Annotated in this window: 13 protein-coding genes; 7 read left to right on the forward strand and 6 right to left on the reverse strand. The window is 70.9% G+C overall.

The features are described from left to right. Positions 1-7: 7 nt before the first annotated feature. Complete coding sequence (locus tag IH26_RS0123630) at positions 8-442, forward strand: heat shock protein transcriptional repressor HspR (protein WP_030438415.1); 435 nt, start codon at positions 8-10, stop codon at positions 440-442. Between the two features lie 61 nt (positions 443-503). Here IH26_RS0123630 and IH26_RS0123635 read toward each other — a convergent pair whose 3' ends face one another. Continuing rightward, positions 504-974, reverse strand: a complete 471-nt coding sequence (locus IH26_RS0123635) for a hypothetical protein (RefSeq protein WP_030438416.1) — start codon at positions 972-974, stop codon at positions 504-506. Positions 975-1,169: 195 nt separating this feature from the next. Continuing rightward, entirely contained in the window at positions 1,170-2,384 is a 1,215-nt protein-coding gene (locus IH26_RS0123640; protein WP_030438417.1) for a sugar efflux transporter, read from the reverse strand. 137 nt (positions 2,385-2,521) lie between these two features. On the opposite strand from IH26_RS0123640, the gene clpB reads away from it, so the two are divergent. After that, complete coding sequence (gene clpB / locus IH26_RS0123645) at positions 2,522-5,110, forward strand: ATP-dependent chaperone ClpB (RefSeq protein ID WP_030438418.1); 2,589 nt, start codon at positions 2,522-2,524, stop codon at positions 5,108-5,110. A 53-nt stretch (positions 5,111-5,163) separates the two neighbouring features. Here the strand turns inward: clpB and IH26_RS61385 are convergent, their stop codons facing one another. Then, positions 5,164-5,340, reverse strand: a complete 177-nt coding sequence (locus IH26_RS61385) for a hypothetical protein (protein ID WP_169789804.1) — start codon at positions 5,338-5,340, stop codon at positions 5,164-5,166. A gap of 347 nt (positions 5,341-5,687) precedes the next feature. Here IH26_RS61385 and IH26_RS63950 point away from each other — a divergent pair, with 347 nt between their 5' ends. The 5 genes from IH26_RS63950 to IH26_RS0123675 all read left to right on the forward strand — a co-directional run bounded on the left by IH26_RS63950 (position 5,688) and on the right by IH26_RS0123675 (position 10,669). Then, complete coding sequence (locus tag IH26_RS63950) at positions 5,688-6,908, forward strand: hypothetical protein (RefSeq protein WP_281179773.1); 1,221 nt, start codon at positions 5,688-5,690, stop codon at positions 6,906-6,908. Positions 6,909-7,037: 129 nt separating this feature from the next. Beyond that, positions 7,038-8,681, forward strand: a complete 1,644-nt coding sequence (locus tag IH26_RS0123660; RefSeq protein ID WP_157437348.1) for a hypothetical protein — start codon at positions 7,038-7,040, stop codon at positions 8,679-8,681. A 380-nt stretch (positions 8,682-9,061) separates the two neighbouring features. Next, positions 9,062-9,433: a hypothetical protein gene (locus IH26_RS59990; protein ID WP_157437349.1), complete on the forward strand. Its 372-nt coding sequence runs from the start codon at positions 9,062-9,064 to the stop codon at positions 9,431-9,433. Between the two features lie 80 nt (positions 9,434-9,513). Next, entirely contained in the window at positions 9,514-9,891 is a 378-nt protein-coding gene (locus tag IH26_RS0123670; RefSeq protein ID WP_014440216.1) for an ArsR/SmtB family transcription factor, read from the forward strand. Positions 9,892-9,994: 103 nt separating this feature from the next. Then, positions 9,995-10,669, forward strand: coding sequence for a class II aldolase/adducin family protein (locus IH26_RS0123675; protein WP_030438421.1), 675 nt, complete (start codon positions 9,995-9,997; stop codon positions 10,667-10,669). A gap of 100 nt (positions 10,670-10,769) precedes the next feature. Here the strand turns inward: IH26_RS0123675 and IH26_RS0123680 are convergent, their stop codons facing one another. The 3 genes from IH26_RS0123680 to IH26_RS0123690 all read right to left on the reverse strand — a co-directional run bounded on the left by IH26_RS0123680 (position 10,770) and on the right by IH26_RS0123690 (position 15,509). After that, positions 10,770-11,588: a DedA family protein gene (locus IH26_RS0123680; RefSeq protein ID WP_030438422.1), complete on the reverse strand. Its 819-nt coding sequence runs from the start codon at positions 11,586-11,588 to the stop codon at positions 10,770-10,772. A 61-nt stretch (positions 11,589-11,649) separates the two neighbouring features. Further along, positions 11,650-14,145, reverse strand: coding sequence for a polynucleotide kinase-phosphatase (locus tag IH26_RS0123685; protein WP_030438423.1), 2,496 nt, complete (start codon positions 14,143-14,145; stop codon positions 11,650-11,652). Then, positions 14,142-15,509, reverse strand: coding sequence for a 3' terminal RNA ribose 2'-O-methyltransferase Hen1 (locus tag IH26_RS0123690; RefSeq protein ID WP_030438424.1), 1,368 nt, complete (start codon positions 15,507-15,509; stop codon positions 14,142-14,144). The genes IH26_RS0123685 and IH26_RS0123690 overlap by 4 nt, the downstream gene beginning before the upstream one ends. Between the last annotated feature and the right edge of the window lies 1 nt (position 15,510).

Raw genomic sequence — 15,510 nt, forward strand, 5'->3', positions numbered from 1 at the left:
GTGGCGCATGTATGAAGAGATCCACATCTCGGTGGAGCAGGCTTCCGATGCGAAGGTCCTGATCATCTCCGTCGCCGCACGGATGGCCGGGATGCACCCGCAGACCCTTCGTCAGTACGACCGGCTCGGGCTGGTGCAGCCGGGCCGGGCGGGCGGCGGCGGCCGGCGGTACAGCGAGCGGGATGTCGCGCTGCTGCGCGAGGTGCAGCGGCTGAGCCAGGACGACGGCGTCAACCTGGCCGGGATCAAGCGGATCATCGGCCTCGAGCAGATGGTCGGCGACCTCCAGCAGCAACTGCAGGAGTTGCGGGCCGAGCTCGAGGAGGCGTACGCCCGGATCGCCCAGTTGGAGAGCCCGTACGCGGGTCGTGACCTGGTCCGCCAGGAGCGCCCGTCGACGGCCCTCGTGGTGTGGCGCCCGCGCCGGGCCGCCGACAAGTAGAAGCCGTGTCGCCGACAAATAGAAACGGCCCTCCGCGCGGAGGGCCGTTTTCGTCGACTGATCAGCGCCCGAACGTGCCGCCGCCCGTCGTGCGGCCGAACATGCCCAGCCGGCGGGGGTGGCGGACCAGGCCGCCCTCGATCCACTCCGCGTAGTCGAACGCCTCCGGCCGGCTCATCAGCACGCGGCAGTTGTGCGCCCAGATCGACATCGGCTCGTCGCCGACCTCCTCGGCGCGCTCGACATACTTCTTGAGGCGGCGCTTGCGCTGGCTGGACGCATTCTGCCGGACGCCGTCGGCGGCGTAGATGTACATGCAGTGCTGGGCGAAGCGGCGCGCCGGGCACTGCCTGTCCATCGCCAGCTCGAAAAGCGTGGGTGCCAGGACGTCACCGGAGATCAACAGATCCCAGTCGGGAGGCATGGCGTCGAGCGGCACGGACTCGGGGTGATAAGCCCATGCCTGCAGCTCCTCCGGCCGAGGATCGACCGGGTTCGCAAACCCGTAGAAAGCCGACTCGCGCACTGTCACGTCGCCGCCCCGCCGATAAAGTCCGAATAACACACACTTTCCGGAGCCGAACGCTAGCGCGCCGCAAGGTACTTCGGAAGTGTTACAGGGTCACAATCGGATACTGGTTAGTAGCTTTGAGCAGTGCCGCCGGCAGCGTCATTCACCTGCGATAAGACGCGGGCGCGGAGTTGTCGGCGGGCGACAACCGGATGCCTACGCGGCGGACATCGCCGGGGTTCGCTCGACCACCCGGGGTTGCGGGCGGACCCGGCCGCTGGCGACCAGCAATAGCAGGCCGGCACCGCAGAGCACCAGGTTGAAGACGTACGCGAGGCGGAAGTCGAAGTGCTGTGCCAGGCCGAAGAGCGGCGCGGCCAGGATCTGCCCGAGCGGGAACGTGTTGGTGACCATGGTGGTGGCACGGCCCGGGTGGGCGGGCATCAGGTCCTGGACGTACGAGATGCCCAGCGCGCCGACCGTCGAGATGACCATCGCCTGCGGCACCTGGGCGGCGGCCAGCATCCAGACGTGCGTCGCCGACACCGCGATCGCGTGGTACGCCACCGCGCAGAAGACGCCCACGAAGATCAGCCGACGGACCGGGACGCGGGTGGCGAGCGCGCCCAGGGTCAGCATCATCGGGATCTCGAGCGCCGCGCAGATGCCCAGGATCAGGCCGGCCTCGCGGATCGAGCCGCCCAGGTCGTGCTGCACGAACAGCGACATGGCCTGGACGTTGAGCGTGTTCGCGGTGCTGACCGCCACGAAGCTCGCGATGATCAGGAAGAGCGCGGCTGGGCGGGTCGCCGCGCCGGACTCGGACGGGGCCTCGGCCACCCCGGTCACCGGGGTCGCGACCTTGGGCAGCCAGCCGACGATCAGCAGGGCGCCCACCAGGTACAGGGCGCCGGCCAGGCCGTAGGTCCAGCCGAAGCCGTGGGCGGCGAGGATCAGGGCGCCCAGCGGCGGGCCGCCGACCCAAGCCGCCGAGAACAGGGTGCGCAGCGCGCTGATCCCGAAGGCGGCTCGGGACGCGTCCCTCTGCTGCAGGACCTGCCGGGCGTACGCGAAGCTCTGCGGAAAGAGTGACCCGGCGACCGCGGTGAGCGTCACGGTGACCGCAAGCACCGCCCAGTAGTTCCGCAGGACGGCCGTGAGTAGCGCGCCGACCGTCCCGGCGAGCGCCGCGGTGATCAGCAGCTGCCGCCGGATCGGGCGACGGTCCGACGCCCGGCCGATCAGCCAGGACACCGCGACACCGGCGATCGGCGTGACGATCAGGAAGGCCGTGGTGCGCAGCGGGCCGGCGTGCACCGCGTCGGTGAGGAAGAGCGCGAGATACGGCCCGACGAAGGACGTGCCGAGGCCGACCACAATGAAGATGAGCGAGAGCGGGAGAAGCCGGCGGGTCAGGGGTACTACGGCCATGATTCGTTACGTTACGGCGGTCCGGGGTGCCGACCGGAAGCGTTGGTGTCGTCCGTCACGGTGGTTCTGCCTGTGACGTTGTCGAGGTGGACCTAGGCTCTTAGAGTTGAGTGGAAGCCGCTCAAGTTGGGGAGCAGATGAACGCCGAACGTTTGACCACCAAGAGCCGCGACGTCATCACCGGTGCCGTTGCCGACGCGGGCCGTCGCGGGCACGCCACCGTGGAACCGTGGCACCTGCTTCTCTCGCTGCTGGACACCGGCGGCTCCACCGCGCCGGCCCTGCTGCGCGCCGTCGGGGCCAACCCGGCCGACGTGCGCCGGGCCGCGGTGCGTGCCATCGAGCAACTGCCCTCGGCCCGCGGCGCCAGCACCGCCGAGCCTTCGCTGTCCCGGGAGTTCGTCAACGCGATCGGCGAGGCCGAGCTGATCGCGCAGCCGCTCGGCGACGAGTACGTGTCCACCGAGCACCTGCTGGCCGGCCTCGCCCGGGTCGGCGGCGCGGTCGGCCGGGCGCTCAAGGGCGTCGGCGCCACCGAGGAATCGCTGGTCGCGGCCTTCCCTCAGGTGCGCGGCGGCGAGCGCCGGGTGACCACCGCCGACGGCGAGCAGACCTACCAGGCGCTGGAGAAGTACAGCGTCGACCTAACGGCTCTGGCGCGCGACGGAAAGATCGACCCGGTGATCGGCCGGGACGCCGAGATCCGCCGGGTGGTGCAGGTGCTCTCCCGGCGTACGAAGAACAACCCGGTGCTGATCGGCGAGCCGGGCGTCGGCAAGACCGCGATCGTCGAGGGCCTGGCCCAGCGGATCGTGGCCGGCGACGTGCCGGAGACCCTGCGCGACAAGAAGCTGGTCTCGCTCGACCTCGGCGCGATGGTGGCCGGCGCGCAGTACCGCGGCCAGTTCGAGGAGCGCCTCAAGAGCGTCCTCGAGGAGATCCGCGGCTCGAACGGGCAGGTCGTCACCTTCCTCGACGAGCTGCACACGGTCGTCGGCGCCGGCAAGGGCGAGGGCTCGATGGACGCCGGCAACATGCTCAAGCCGATGCTGGCCCGCGGCGAACTGCGGATGGTCGGCGCGACCACGCTCGACGAGTACCGCGAGCACATCGAGAAGGACCCGGCGCTGGAGCGGCGCTTCCAGCCGGTCGTGGTGGGCGAGCCGACGGTCGAGGACACGATCGGCATCCTCCGCGGGCTCAAGGGCCGGTATGAGGCGCATCACCGGGTGCAGATCACCGACGCCGCGCTGGTCGCGGCGGCCGCCCTTTCCGACCGCTACATCAGCGACCGGTTCCTGCCGGACAAGGCGATCGACCTGATCGACGAGGCCGCCTCCCGGCTCCGCATGGAGATCGACTCCCGGCCGGTCGAGCTCGACCAGTTGCAGCGCACGGTCGACCGGATGCGGGTCGAGAAGCTGGCGCTGGAGAAGGAGACCGACCCGGCCTCCCGCGACCGGCTGGCCCGCCTCGAGCGTGACCTGGCCGACCGGGAGGAGGAGCTCACCGCGCTGAACGCCCGGTGGGAGCGCGAGCGCGGCGGCCTCAACCGGGTCGGCGAGCTCAAGAAGCGGCTCGACGAGACCCGGGCCGAGCTGGAGCGGGCGCAGCGCGACGCCGAGTGGGAGAAGGCGTCTCGGCTGCAGTACCAGGAGATCCCCGCCCTCGAGCACGAGATCGCCAGCGCCGCGGCCGACGACGAGGAGGAGAAGACCGAGCCGCCGATGGTCAAGGAGGAGGTCGGCGCCGACGACATCGCCGAGGTCATCTCCTCGTGGACCGGCATTCCGGCCGGCCGGATGATGGAGGGCGAGACCGCCAAGCTGCTGCGCATGGAGGAATCGCTGCAGGCCAACGTCATCGGCCAGCAGGAGGCGGTGGCCGCGGTGGCCGGCGCGGTGCGGCGGGCCCGGGCCGGCATCGCCGACCCCGACCGGCCGACCGGCAGCTTCCTGTTCCTCGGCCCGACCGGCGTCGGCAAGACCGAGCTGGCCAAGGCGCTGGCCGGGTTCCTCTTCGACGACGAGCGCGCGATGGTCCGCATCGACATGAGCGAGTACGGCGAGAAGCACTCGGTCGCCCGGCTGGTCGGCGCCCCGCCCGGCTACGTCGGCTACGAGGAGGGCGGGCAGCTCACCGAGGCGGTGCGGCGCCGGCCGTACAGCGTGGTGCTGCTCGACGAGGTGGAGAAGGCGCACCCGGACGTCTTCGACGTGCTGCTGCAGGTGCTCGACGACGGGCGGCTCACCGACGGGCAGGGCCGTACGGTCGACTTCCGCAACGCGATCCTGGTGCTCACCTCGAACCTCGGGTCGCAGGCGGCCGACTTCACGATGGGCGACGAGGAGCGGCGGGACGAGGTGCTGGCCGTGGTGCGGGCGCACTTCAAGCCCGAGTTCCTCAACCGGCTGGACGACATCGTGGTGTTCCACGCGCTGACCAAGGCGGATCTCACGGCGATCGTGGACATCCAGCTCACCAGGTTGCGGACCAGGCTGGCCGAGCGGCGGCTGCGGCTCGAGGTCACCCCGGCGGCGGTCGACTGGCTGGGGGAGCACGGGTACGACCCGATCTACGGGGCCCGGCCGCTGCGCCGGCTCGTGCAGTCCTCGATCGGGGACCTGCTGGCCAAGGCGCTGCTCGCCGGCGAGATCCGGGACGGCGACACGGTGATCGTCGACCTCGGCGCCCACAAGGAGGGGCTCACGGTCTCGCGCGCCTGACGCGAAACGGCCCCGGGTCTCCCCGGGGCCGCTTTCTTGCTGCTGCGTCTTTCTTACTGCTTCGTCTCTCGCTGGCGGTAGGCCTCCGTCATGAGGACGTCGGTGACGTCGTGCTCACCCTCCTCCGACCAGATCCGGATGCCGTCGCGGTGCAGTTGGTATCGGACGTCTTTGAACCTGGTACGGGTGTCGTCATGGTGAACGACGGTCAGGGTGTCGGCGTGCGGCATGGGACTCACCGGTCCTTAACAGGTCTGGGGCGGCCGCGGTGTGGTCACGCGGCCTGCGTAATGGGTTGGGTGCCCGGATGCGGTCTGCCTCGGCCCCGGCTCTCCGTTGGCGGGGCGGGCGACTCCTGCGGGCAGGGGGCGACGCCGGAGGACTCTGCTGCTCGGCGCACGCCACGATGGGAAGTGTAGGGCTCTCGATCGCCTCGCGTAGCCCCTCAACCAGGCGACCTATTTCCGGATATTTCGGCCATCGTCGCCCGATGTTGCCATAACGTGCCGCCGCGCGCAGCGCGGTCGCGAATGTGGCGGAAGCTCGATACCGTGAGTGGATCAAGATAGGGGGAACAGTGACCGTTCCGAGCTATGCGGCGCCCGGATACCCGGCGCCCGCCCCCAAGACGCGACCCGCGGTCGTGACGGTCGCGTCCTACCTGCTGTATCTGGTGGCGGCCTTCGAGGTGATCAACGCGATCCTCGTCTTCGCCACGCTGAGCAAGGTCAAGGACGCCATCAACGACCTGTACGCCAACACGGGGCTCAGCAACGAGGGCGGCACGGTCGTCGCGGTCGCCTACTCGGTCGGCGCCGTGATCAACGTGCTCTTCGCTGCCGGGTTCGTGATTCTCGGCCTGCTCGACGGCCGAGGCAAGAACGGGGCCCGCATCACCACCTGGGTGATCGGCGGCATCTCGCTCTGCTGCGTCGGGGCGGGACTGGGCAGCGGCGCGCTGACCGGGTCGCTGGAGAACGGCTCGGGCAACCGGGCCGGGCCGACTCAGGCGGAGATCCAGTCGCGGCTGGCCGACGCGCTGCCGTCCTGGTACACCGCGGTGACCACGACGATCACGGTGCTCACGCTGATCGCCATCCTGGGCACGATCATCCTGCTGGCGCTGCCGGCCTCCAACGACTTCTTCCGGAAGCCGGCGGCGGGCTGGGAGGGAGCGGTGTCCTATCCGGGGTATCCGGCTCCGGGCCAGCCCGGGTATCCGGCTCAGCCCGGGTATCCAGCGCAACCAGGGTATCCAGCGCAACCAGGGTATCCGGCTCAGTCCGGGTATCCGGCCCAGCAGCCTGGATATCCGGCTCAGCAGCCGGGTCAGCAGCCGGGGTATCCGGCGTATGGGCAACCCAACCCGTATGGGCCGCAGGGACAGCCGGGGCAGCCGGCTCCCGGGTTGCCGCCCTATCCGGGTCAGCCGACTTCCGGCCAACCGGCGCCGGGCCAGCCTCCTTATCCCGGGTCGCCGGCCGAGCCGCCGACCACGCAGCTGGCCCCGGGCCAGTTGCCGTCGTATCCCGGGGCGGCCGATCCTACGACCAGTCTCGCGCCGGGGCAGGACCCGTCCGCTGAGCCGACGACCTACTTCCCGCCGGCGCAGCCGCCCTCCGAGCCCGCTCCGAGCCAGCCCCCGTCCGGGGACGAGACCACGTACCTCGCTCCGGAGCAGCCGTCCGCCGGCGACCCGACGACTCAGCTGTCGCCCGGGTCGGCGGATCCGACCACCAAGCTGACTCCCGGTCAAACTCCTCCCGACGAGGAGCGACCGCCGGCCAACCCGGCCTGACCTGCTCGGCCTCGCGCCCCGCCCGCTTGATGAGGGCGGGGCGTCGCCGTGTCGGAGGGCGGGTTCCCCCGCGATCAGGCGGCGGCGCGGGTAGGTTCGGGCGCAACGGACCACCTTGGGGAGTCGTCGATGTCGTACCCAACCATGCCGCCGCCAGCCATGTCGCCGGCCGTCGCACCGGCCTCACCCGCCGGCCGGCCGCCGGTCGTGTCGGTCGCTGCCGTCCTGCTCTGGGTGATGGCGGCGGCCGGGCTGATCTATGCGATCACGACGATCGCCGTGGTGCCGGGCACGGTCAGCCGCTTCCGGGCCGCCATCGATGCGACGTCGGGCTCGTTCGAGCAGCTCTCCGGCCCCAACCCGGACACCTACGTCGCCGTCGTCTGGCTCGGCGCGGCGGTCGCGCTGGCGATCGGGGTGATCCTGTTCGCTCTCTACGTGGTGCTCGGCCTCGCCCTGCGCCGGGGCAGCAACACCGCCCGCGTCACGACCCTCGTCTTCTGCGGCCTCGGCGCGCTGACCGGGGCGGCTGCCCTGATCACGGTGGCCGCGGAGCGGGGCGGCGAGACGTCACCCTGGTCGGTCGGCCAACAGCTTTCCCGGGCCTACCCGAGTGGCTGGCTCGGCGTGAACGTCACCCTCGCCGTGGCACAAATCCTTGCGTACGGGCTGGTAGCGATCCTGATTTTGGCCGCCCCCAAGGTCTTCTTCCGTCGGGCCGCGCCCCCGGAGGCGCCGTTCAGCGCCCTCCCGCAGTACGGCAGCACCAACCCCGCGGCCCCGGGCTACGGCCCGGCCCCCGGCTACCCGGCCATCTCCGGCTACCCCCAGCCCGCGCCGGCCGCCGGCTACGGTCCCACGCCCGTCTTCGGCCAGCCCGGAGCCCCCGACCCGAACGTCTTCGGCCCCGCCTCAGCCCCGCCCGCTTTGGGCGGATATGCCCCCGCGTCGGCCCCGCCGGCCGCCTCGGCCCCGCCCGCGCCGGGTTTCGCGGGGCCGGCCTCCGCGCCAGCCGCCCCGGGCCCAGGCCCCTACCCGCCCGCACCGGGTGCCGTGCCTTACCCGCCGGTGCCAGGCGCTACGCCCTACCCGCCCGGGCCGGGTGCCGTCTTCTATCCGCCGCCTCCTGGCACCGGTCCATACCCGCCGGCGCCGCCCTACGGTCAGCCGCCTGCTGCTGCCGGGCAGGGTGTGATGCCGCCGGCCTACGGCTACTATGGCCCGCCCACGGCACCGCCGCCGGCCGGTTATGGCCCGCCTGCCTACGGCCCCGGTTACCCGGTGGCGCCGCCCGGCCACGAGGCGCACTCGGATTGGGCCCGGCCGGCGGCACCCACCCCCCAGATCCAGGGCGCCCCGGCGGCTGAGAGCGCCCCGGCGGCTGAGAGCGCCCCGGCGGCTGAGAGCGCCCCGGCGGCTCAGAGCATCGCCCGAGCGGCCGAGAGTGGCGTGACGGCGACTGAGAGCGATCCTGCGGCTCAGGGCGGCCCACCGATGGCGGAGAGCGAGTTAGCGGCTGAGAGCGGCCCACAAGGGCCTGGGATCGCCCCGCCGGCGGCGACGAGCGAAGCCGCGGCCCAACCCGCAGCCGATGCCGAGACGCCGAAGCCGGGCGGCAACTCGCCCTTCGCGCGCCCCGCCGGATTGGCCGACGACCGGTCGTTCGCTCCGCCGGGTGACACTGGGCCGGGCGAACCCCCGAACCAGACCCCCGATCCGGCCCGCCCCACCCCCGCCGGGGACGAAGATTTCTGGGCTCGGCCGACGGAGTAACTGCTCACGGGGTGTCTCGCATCGACCGCCATGGGTCACCCGAACGGGTAGCTTTGGCTGCGACCGACGTCACCCCATCGGCTGTCCGGGTAGTTCTTACCCATCCGGTCGGAGGGTGTTTTTCGCTGGATGGGTAAACGCCGATCGGGCGATTCACAGCACCCTCTCAGCGCCACGACCGGGTGATCTGTCGCCTCGCCGACCTGTGACGCGGGACATAGGAGCTTTGAGCTGCATCGATGGTTCCGGGAACGGGCGAAAGGGACCAGGGTAACAGTTAGGTTTATTTTCAGATTCACCCAGAGCTGTGTGTCAATAGTCGCGTTCCGCCCCGGCGGGGCGAAAGGTGCCTGTTTCGTTCCAGCCAGTACGCTCGATGGATGGAAGCACGCCACGACCTGCGTAAATTCATCACTGAATTGTCCGTCGCGGAGCGTGGCGCCGTGCTTTCATCGGGTCGTGAAGTTCTCGTGCCGAGCCGCCTCGGCCGAGAGATCGCGCAGCGTGGCGGGATGACAACGGCGAGGTTGGTGCGGACCTCGCCAAAAACGGATCAGCGACCCGAAACCGATCGACGAATTGACAATGTGGGGCACCTCACCCTGGGGGCGGGGATCGAGAGCTCGACACGCACGGGCAGCGACCAGACGGCGGCTGAGGCGTTGCAGGAGGCAGAGACCGACTTCGGGACATGCCTAAAGGTCGTTCGAGAGTTCGGGTTGTCGGCCCTCCTCGATCGACCGACAAGGTGATCGAGATCGGCCTTCTGGCCTGAAAGTCAGCCGGTTCGTTCCTGCGTACATGCAGGAGAATCGATGCAGTTGGTGGAAGGATGGAGATCGTGGGAACTGCGTTGGCGGAAATGACAATGCCTCAGATCTCGCCGCTTGCCGGCGAGCCAATTGAACGTGCCGACGCCGAGCGGCTGGCGGGAGTGCTCAAGGCACTCGCCGACCCGGCGCGGCTGCGGCTGCTGAGCCTCATCCAGTCCGCAACGGACGGCGAGGCGTGCGTCTGCGACCTGACGGCCCCCCTGGGCCTCTCGCAGCCGACCGTGAGCCACCACCTGCGGATTCTGACCGAGGCCGGCCTCCTGGAGCGGGAGAAGCGCGGCGTGTGGGCGTACTACCGCCTCGTGCCGACGGCGATCGCGACAATCGCCGATCTGCTGACCCCGCCGCGTAAGCGGGCTACCAAGAAGGCCCGCTGACAGCTCAGAGCAGCGGATACGCCTGGCGTCACCGTCATGGGGGCGTGACGCCAGGCTGAAGTCCTCGCCCCTCCAGTCCACCCCCGGACCCGAGGAGTCACGGATGAACTACGTTCCGGGTGATCTGCGCGATCAGCTCGCGCACGTGGGCTACGACGTGGTCCAGTCCGGCCTGGTCGTCGGATCGGGCGGCAACCTGTCCGCCCGGATACCGGACGAGGACGCGATCTGGGTCACCGCGAGCGGTTCCTGGCTCGACCGGCTCAGCCGGGGCACGTTCGCCCCGGTCCGGATCGTCGACGGCGAACCGGCGACGGTCGGTGCCCTGCCGCCGGCGCGCGTCGAGCCGACCAGCGAGCTCGCCCTGCACCTGGCGTTGTATCGGGCCCGTCCCGACGTCAACGCCGTCGTTCACCTGCACCCGCAGACGGCCCTGCTGCTCGACGCGCTCGGCGAGCACATCCGGATCGTCACCACCGACCACGCCTTCTACCTGCGGCGGGTCTCCACGGTGCCGTTCCGGCTGCCCGGCGGCCCCGAGGTCGCGGCGCTGACCGCGGCGATGGCCGCCGACGGCACGGACTGCCTGGTGCTCAGCCATCACGGCTGTGTGGTGATGGGCGATTCGGTGGAGCTGGCCCACAAGCGGGCCCGCAACCTGGAAGAGGCCGCCCAGCTGACCTACCGCGCGCTGGCCGCGGGCCGGCTGGAGAACCTGCGCGACTGCCCCGAGGAGTTCCTCGACCGGCTGTCCGGGTCGGCTGCGGTCTCCGTCTGACCTCAAAACGCAACACCTGAGCTCAGAACGCAACACCTGAGCTCAGAACGCAACACGCCGGCGGGTCCGACCCGCCGGCGTGAAAGTACGAGTAACGGCGTCAGTGCCGGCGGTGCGACCGCGGCGTACGTGGCTGCTCGTCTTCCTCGTCCTCGGTGATCGAGTCGACGATGCCCGCGATGCTCGACGCGGCCACCACGCCGATCGCGGCCGCCGCATCCGGGTCGCCGGAGTCGCCCGCCTTCTTCTTGTGCCGCCGCTCGCGGAGAATCTCGATCAGGATCGGCAGCACCGAGATCAGCACGATCAGGGCGACCACCGGCAGGATGTAGTGGTCGATCTTGTCGCCGATGGCGTTGTAGATCTGCTGGGCGAGCGCGTGCCCAATGATCAGGATGCCGTCGACCCAGAGGACGGCGCCGACCACGTTCCACATGAAGAACTGGCGGGCGGGCATGCCCAGGGTGCCGGCCACCGGGTTGAGGAACGTGCGGACGATCGGGATGAAGCGGGCGAGCACCACGGCCTTGGCCGGGCCGAACTTCTCGAAGTAATACTCCGCCTTCTCCACGTACTCCTTCTTGAAGAGCCGGGAGTCGGGCTTGTCGAACATCCGCCGGCCGAAGCGCGCGCCGAGCCAGTGGCCCAGCTGGGCACCGATGATCGCGGCGATCGGCGCGAGGATCAGCAGGCCGGCGAACGAGACCCGGCTGTTCGCCCCGAAAATCGAGTCGGCCACCGGTGAGGACGCCACGCCGGCCAGGAACAGCAGCGAGTCGCCGGGGAAGAAGAACCCGACCAGCAGGCCGGTCTCGGCGAACATGATCGCCACAACACCGATGAGCCCGAAGGTGTGAATCAGGTCCTGCGGGCTCAACGGGTTGAAGGCGAGTTGCTCGGTCAGCGCACGGAGGTCCACGAGAAACGAGGGTACCGGCCGCTGGGTAGCCGGACCCTGTGCGAATCCTGTGGAATACCTTTCACAAACGAGGGTCGACCGGCTCCGACTCGGTCGCGAGGATCGCGAACACCAGTTCGTGCACGCGCCACGGCGGCGCGCCGTCGGCCAGCCGGTCGAGGGCGGCGAGCCCCAGCCCGTGCTCGCGCAGCGCCAGGTTGCGCTTGCGGCCGAGGTTGCGCTGCCGCAGGCCGGCCAGCTGCTCGGGACGGGTGTACTCCGGACCGTAGATGATCCGCAGGTACTCCCGGCCGCGGCACTTGACCCCGGGCTGCACGAGCCGGCCCCGGTCGGCGGTGACGGCCAGACCGTCGTACGGCTTGACGACCATGCCCTCGCCGCCCGCCGCGGTCAGCGCGAGCCACCAGTCGGTCGCGGCCGCCTCGGCCGCCGGGTCGCCCAGCTCGACGATCATCCGCCGGGTGGGCGTGAACAGCTCCGGGTCGGCCGCGACCAGGCGGTCCGCCTGCGCCAGGTGCCAGCCATGGTCCTTTCGCGCGTACGAGACACCGGCGCCGGCCAGCAGCGCGAACGGCGCGAGCGTGATCCCGGTCAGGCCATCGGTCGGCTGCACGTAGGCCCGGTAGGCCGCCGAGTAGCCGTCGATCTCCGAGGACCGCAGCTCGATCCGGTCGCGCAGCCCGGCCACGTCCAGCCCGCGGGCCGCGACCTGGTCGAGCACCGCGAGCGCGGCGGGCAGCGCATGCCGTCCGGCCGCGCCCACGCCGGCGTACCGCTCGCGGATCAGCCCGCCCGCCTTGGCCGACCACGGCAGCAGCTCGGCGTCGACGAGCAGCCACTCCGTCGCCAGCTCGTCGAAGAGCGGGCCGGCGGCGGCACGCACCCGGGCCAGCAGCGGCCCGTCCAGCGAAGGGCCGAAGAACGGCCGCCCGGTGCGCGTCCAGATCGCGTCGCCCAGGCCGGACCGGGACACCCGGACCACAGCCCGCGAGCCCATGTGCTTCTCCTCGCACACGACCTTGCCGACGCCGGCCGCGCGCATGTCGGCCAGCGCCGTCGACGGGTGCTCGAGGTAACCCTCCAGGGTCGACGTCGAGCAGGGCGCCATGGTCGGCGGCAGCCACACCAGGGTGGCCGGGTCGAGCGCGAACCGGCTCATCACCTCCAGGGCGGCGGCCGCGTTCTCGGCGGGGACGGTCGTCCGTCCGTACCCGAAATCGATGTGCCGACGGCCGGTCACGTCCGCGATGTCCAGCCCCTCGTCCGGCTTCTCCGAAATTTCCGGAAGCAGCGGCCGGACGGGCGCGTAGTACTCGCGGGCGGCCGGCACCGCGACGATCTCGCGAGAGGGCCAGCGCAGGGCCGTCAGCGAGCCGCCGAAGACGCAGCCGGTGTCGAGGCAGATCGTGTTGTTGATCCACTCCGGCGTCACGGTCGGCGTGTGGCCGTAGACGACCGCCGCCGAGCCGCGATAGTCGCGCGCCCACGGGTAGCGGACCGGCAGTCCGTACTCGTCGGTCTCGCCGGTCGTCTCGCCGTAGAGCGCGAAGCTGCGCACCCGGCCGGACGCCCGCCCCTGGTAGGCCTCCTTGAGCCCGGCGTGCGCGACCACCAGCCGGCCGCCGTCGAGCACGTAGTGGCTGACCAGCCCCTCGATGAAGGTCTTGACCTCGCCGACGAACTCGGCCGGCTCGCGCTCCAGCTGGGCAAGCGTCTCCGGCAGCCCGTGAGTGAGCTGCACGTTGCGCCCGTTCAGCTTGCGGGCCAGCTTCTGCTCGTGGTTACCCGGCACGCAGATCGCCGTTCCGGCCGCGACCATGCCCATGACCAGGCGCAGCACGCCCGGCGAGTCCGGCCCGCGGTCGACCAGGTCACCCACGAAGATCAAAGTCCGACCATCATGGTGTACGGCGTTGACAGCGCGCCCGGCGTCATCGCGGACGACCTCGTACCCGAGCTTGCGGAGCAGTGTCACGAGCTCCGGCAGGCAGCCGTGCACGTCGCCGACGATGTCAAACGGCCCGGTCAGCTCCCGCTTGTCGTTGAACAGCTTCTCGTAGCGGATCTCGGCGGCCGCGATCTCCTCCGGCCCGCGCAGCACGTGCACCTTGCGGAAACCCTCGCGGGCCAGCGAGCCGAGCGACCGGCGCAGGTCACGGTGCATGCGGGTGAGGACCTGGCGGCCGAACGTACGGTCCGGCCGGCCCTGGGTGCGCTCCCAGGCCAGCGCCTCGGGCACGTCGAGGACGATCGCGACCGGCAGCACGTCGTGCTCCTTGGCGACCTTGACCAGCCCGGCCCGGGCGTGCGGCTGCAGGTTGGTGGCGTCCACGACGGTGAGCCGCCCGGCGGCCAGGCGCTTGCCGGCCACGTAGTGCAGCACGTCGAAGGCCTCGGCCGAGGCCGACTGGTCGTTCTCGTCGTCGGCGACCAGCCCGCGGAAGTAGTCCGAGGACAGCACCTGGGTGGGCTTGAAGTGGCTCTTGGCGAAGGTCGACTTGCCGGATCCGGAGATGCCGACCAGCGCGACGAGCGCGAGCTCCGGTACGTCGATCATGCGGACACCTCCTCTTTCGTCGTGAAGATCGCCATCTGGGTGGGTGCGCCGGTGGCCTCGTGCTCCTCGCCGACCGGCCGGAAGCTCACCGCGTACGCATGCTGGTCTGCGGTTTTGATCGCCCACTCCTGGAACTCGGCGCGGGTCCACTCGAAGCGGTGGTCGGAGTGCCGCATCCCGGTCAGCCCCTCGTAGTGGACGTTGTACTCGGCGTTCGGCGTGGTCACCACGACCGCGCGCGGCTTGGCGTGCCCGAAGACGCTCGCCTCCAGGGCCGGCAGCCGCGGCGGGTCGACGTGCTCGATGACCTCCATGAGCACGGCCGCGTCGTAGCCGCGCAGCCGGTCGTCGCGGTAGGTGAGCGCCGACTGCCAGATCTTGACGCGGTCGCGCTGCCGCTCGGGCAGGCGGTCCAGCCGGAGCCGGCGGGCGGCCACCTCGAGCGCCTTCGCCGAGACGTCGCAGCCGACGATCTCGGTGAACCGGCGGTCCTTCACCAGGGCGGTGAGCAGGGCGCCGCCGCCGCAGCCGAGGTCGAGCACCCGAGCCGCGTCGACGTCGTGCAGGGCGGCCAGCACCGCGTCGCGACGCTGCTCGGCGAGCGGCGCCTTGCGTACGACCGGAAGCTCGGCCTCCTCCTCACCGGTCGGCTCGTCGTCGATCTCCAGCCGCTTCAGGGCGGAGTCGGCGAAGGCCCGCTTGTGCGCCAGGTACCGCCGGGCGATCAGCACCTTCTCGGGGTGGCCGGCCAGCCAGCCCTCGCCCGAGCGCAGCAGCTTCTCGATCTCGTCGGGCGCGACCCAGTAGTGCTTGGCGTCGTCCAGGACGGGCAGCAGCACATACAGGTGGTTGAGCGCGTCGGCGAGCCGGATCGTGCCGGTCAGCCGCAGGTCGAGATAGCGGCTGTCGCCGCCGATCGCCGGCTCCAGCGGGATCGGCTCGGCCGTCACCCGCCAGCCCAGCGGCTCGAACAGGCGGGTGGCCAGCTCGGCGGTGCCGCGCAGCACCGGCACGCGGATCTCCAGCGGAATGGGCTGGGCGGCCAGCTCGGGGCGGTCCTTCGAGACGCCGCGCAGGGCGCTGCGGAAGACCTTGGCGAGCGCGGCGGCGAGCAGGCTGGAGGCCGCGTACGGCCGATCGTTCACGTACTGCCCCAGGTCGAACGCGTCGCGCTGGGCCCGCAAGCGCTGCGGGTCGACGTCGAGCAGCAGCGCCGCGGTGCACCGGTCGTCGGTCGCTTCGGGATACATCACATACGCCGTGCCGGTGGGCACGTCGAACGAATGCACCTTGCCGGGGTGCTTGACCAGCAGGAAGCCGAGATCGGTCGCGGGCGCGTGGGTCGTCGTCAGGGTGAGCAGCACC

Origin of the sequence: Actinoplanes subtropicus (assembly GCF_000721705.1) — a bacterium.
GTDB lineage: Bacteria > Actinomycetota > Actinomycetes > Mycobacteriales > Micromonosporaceae > Actinoplanes > Actinoplanes subtropicus.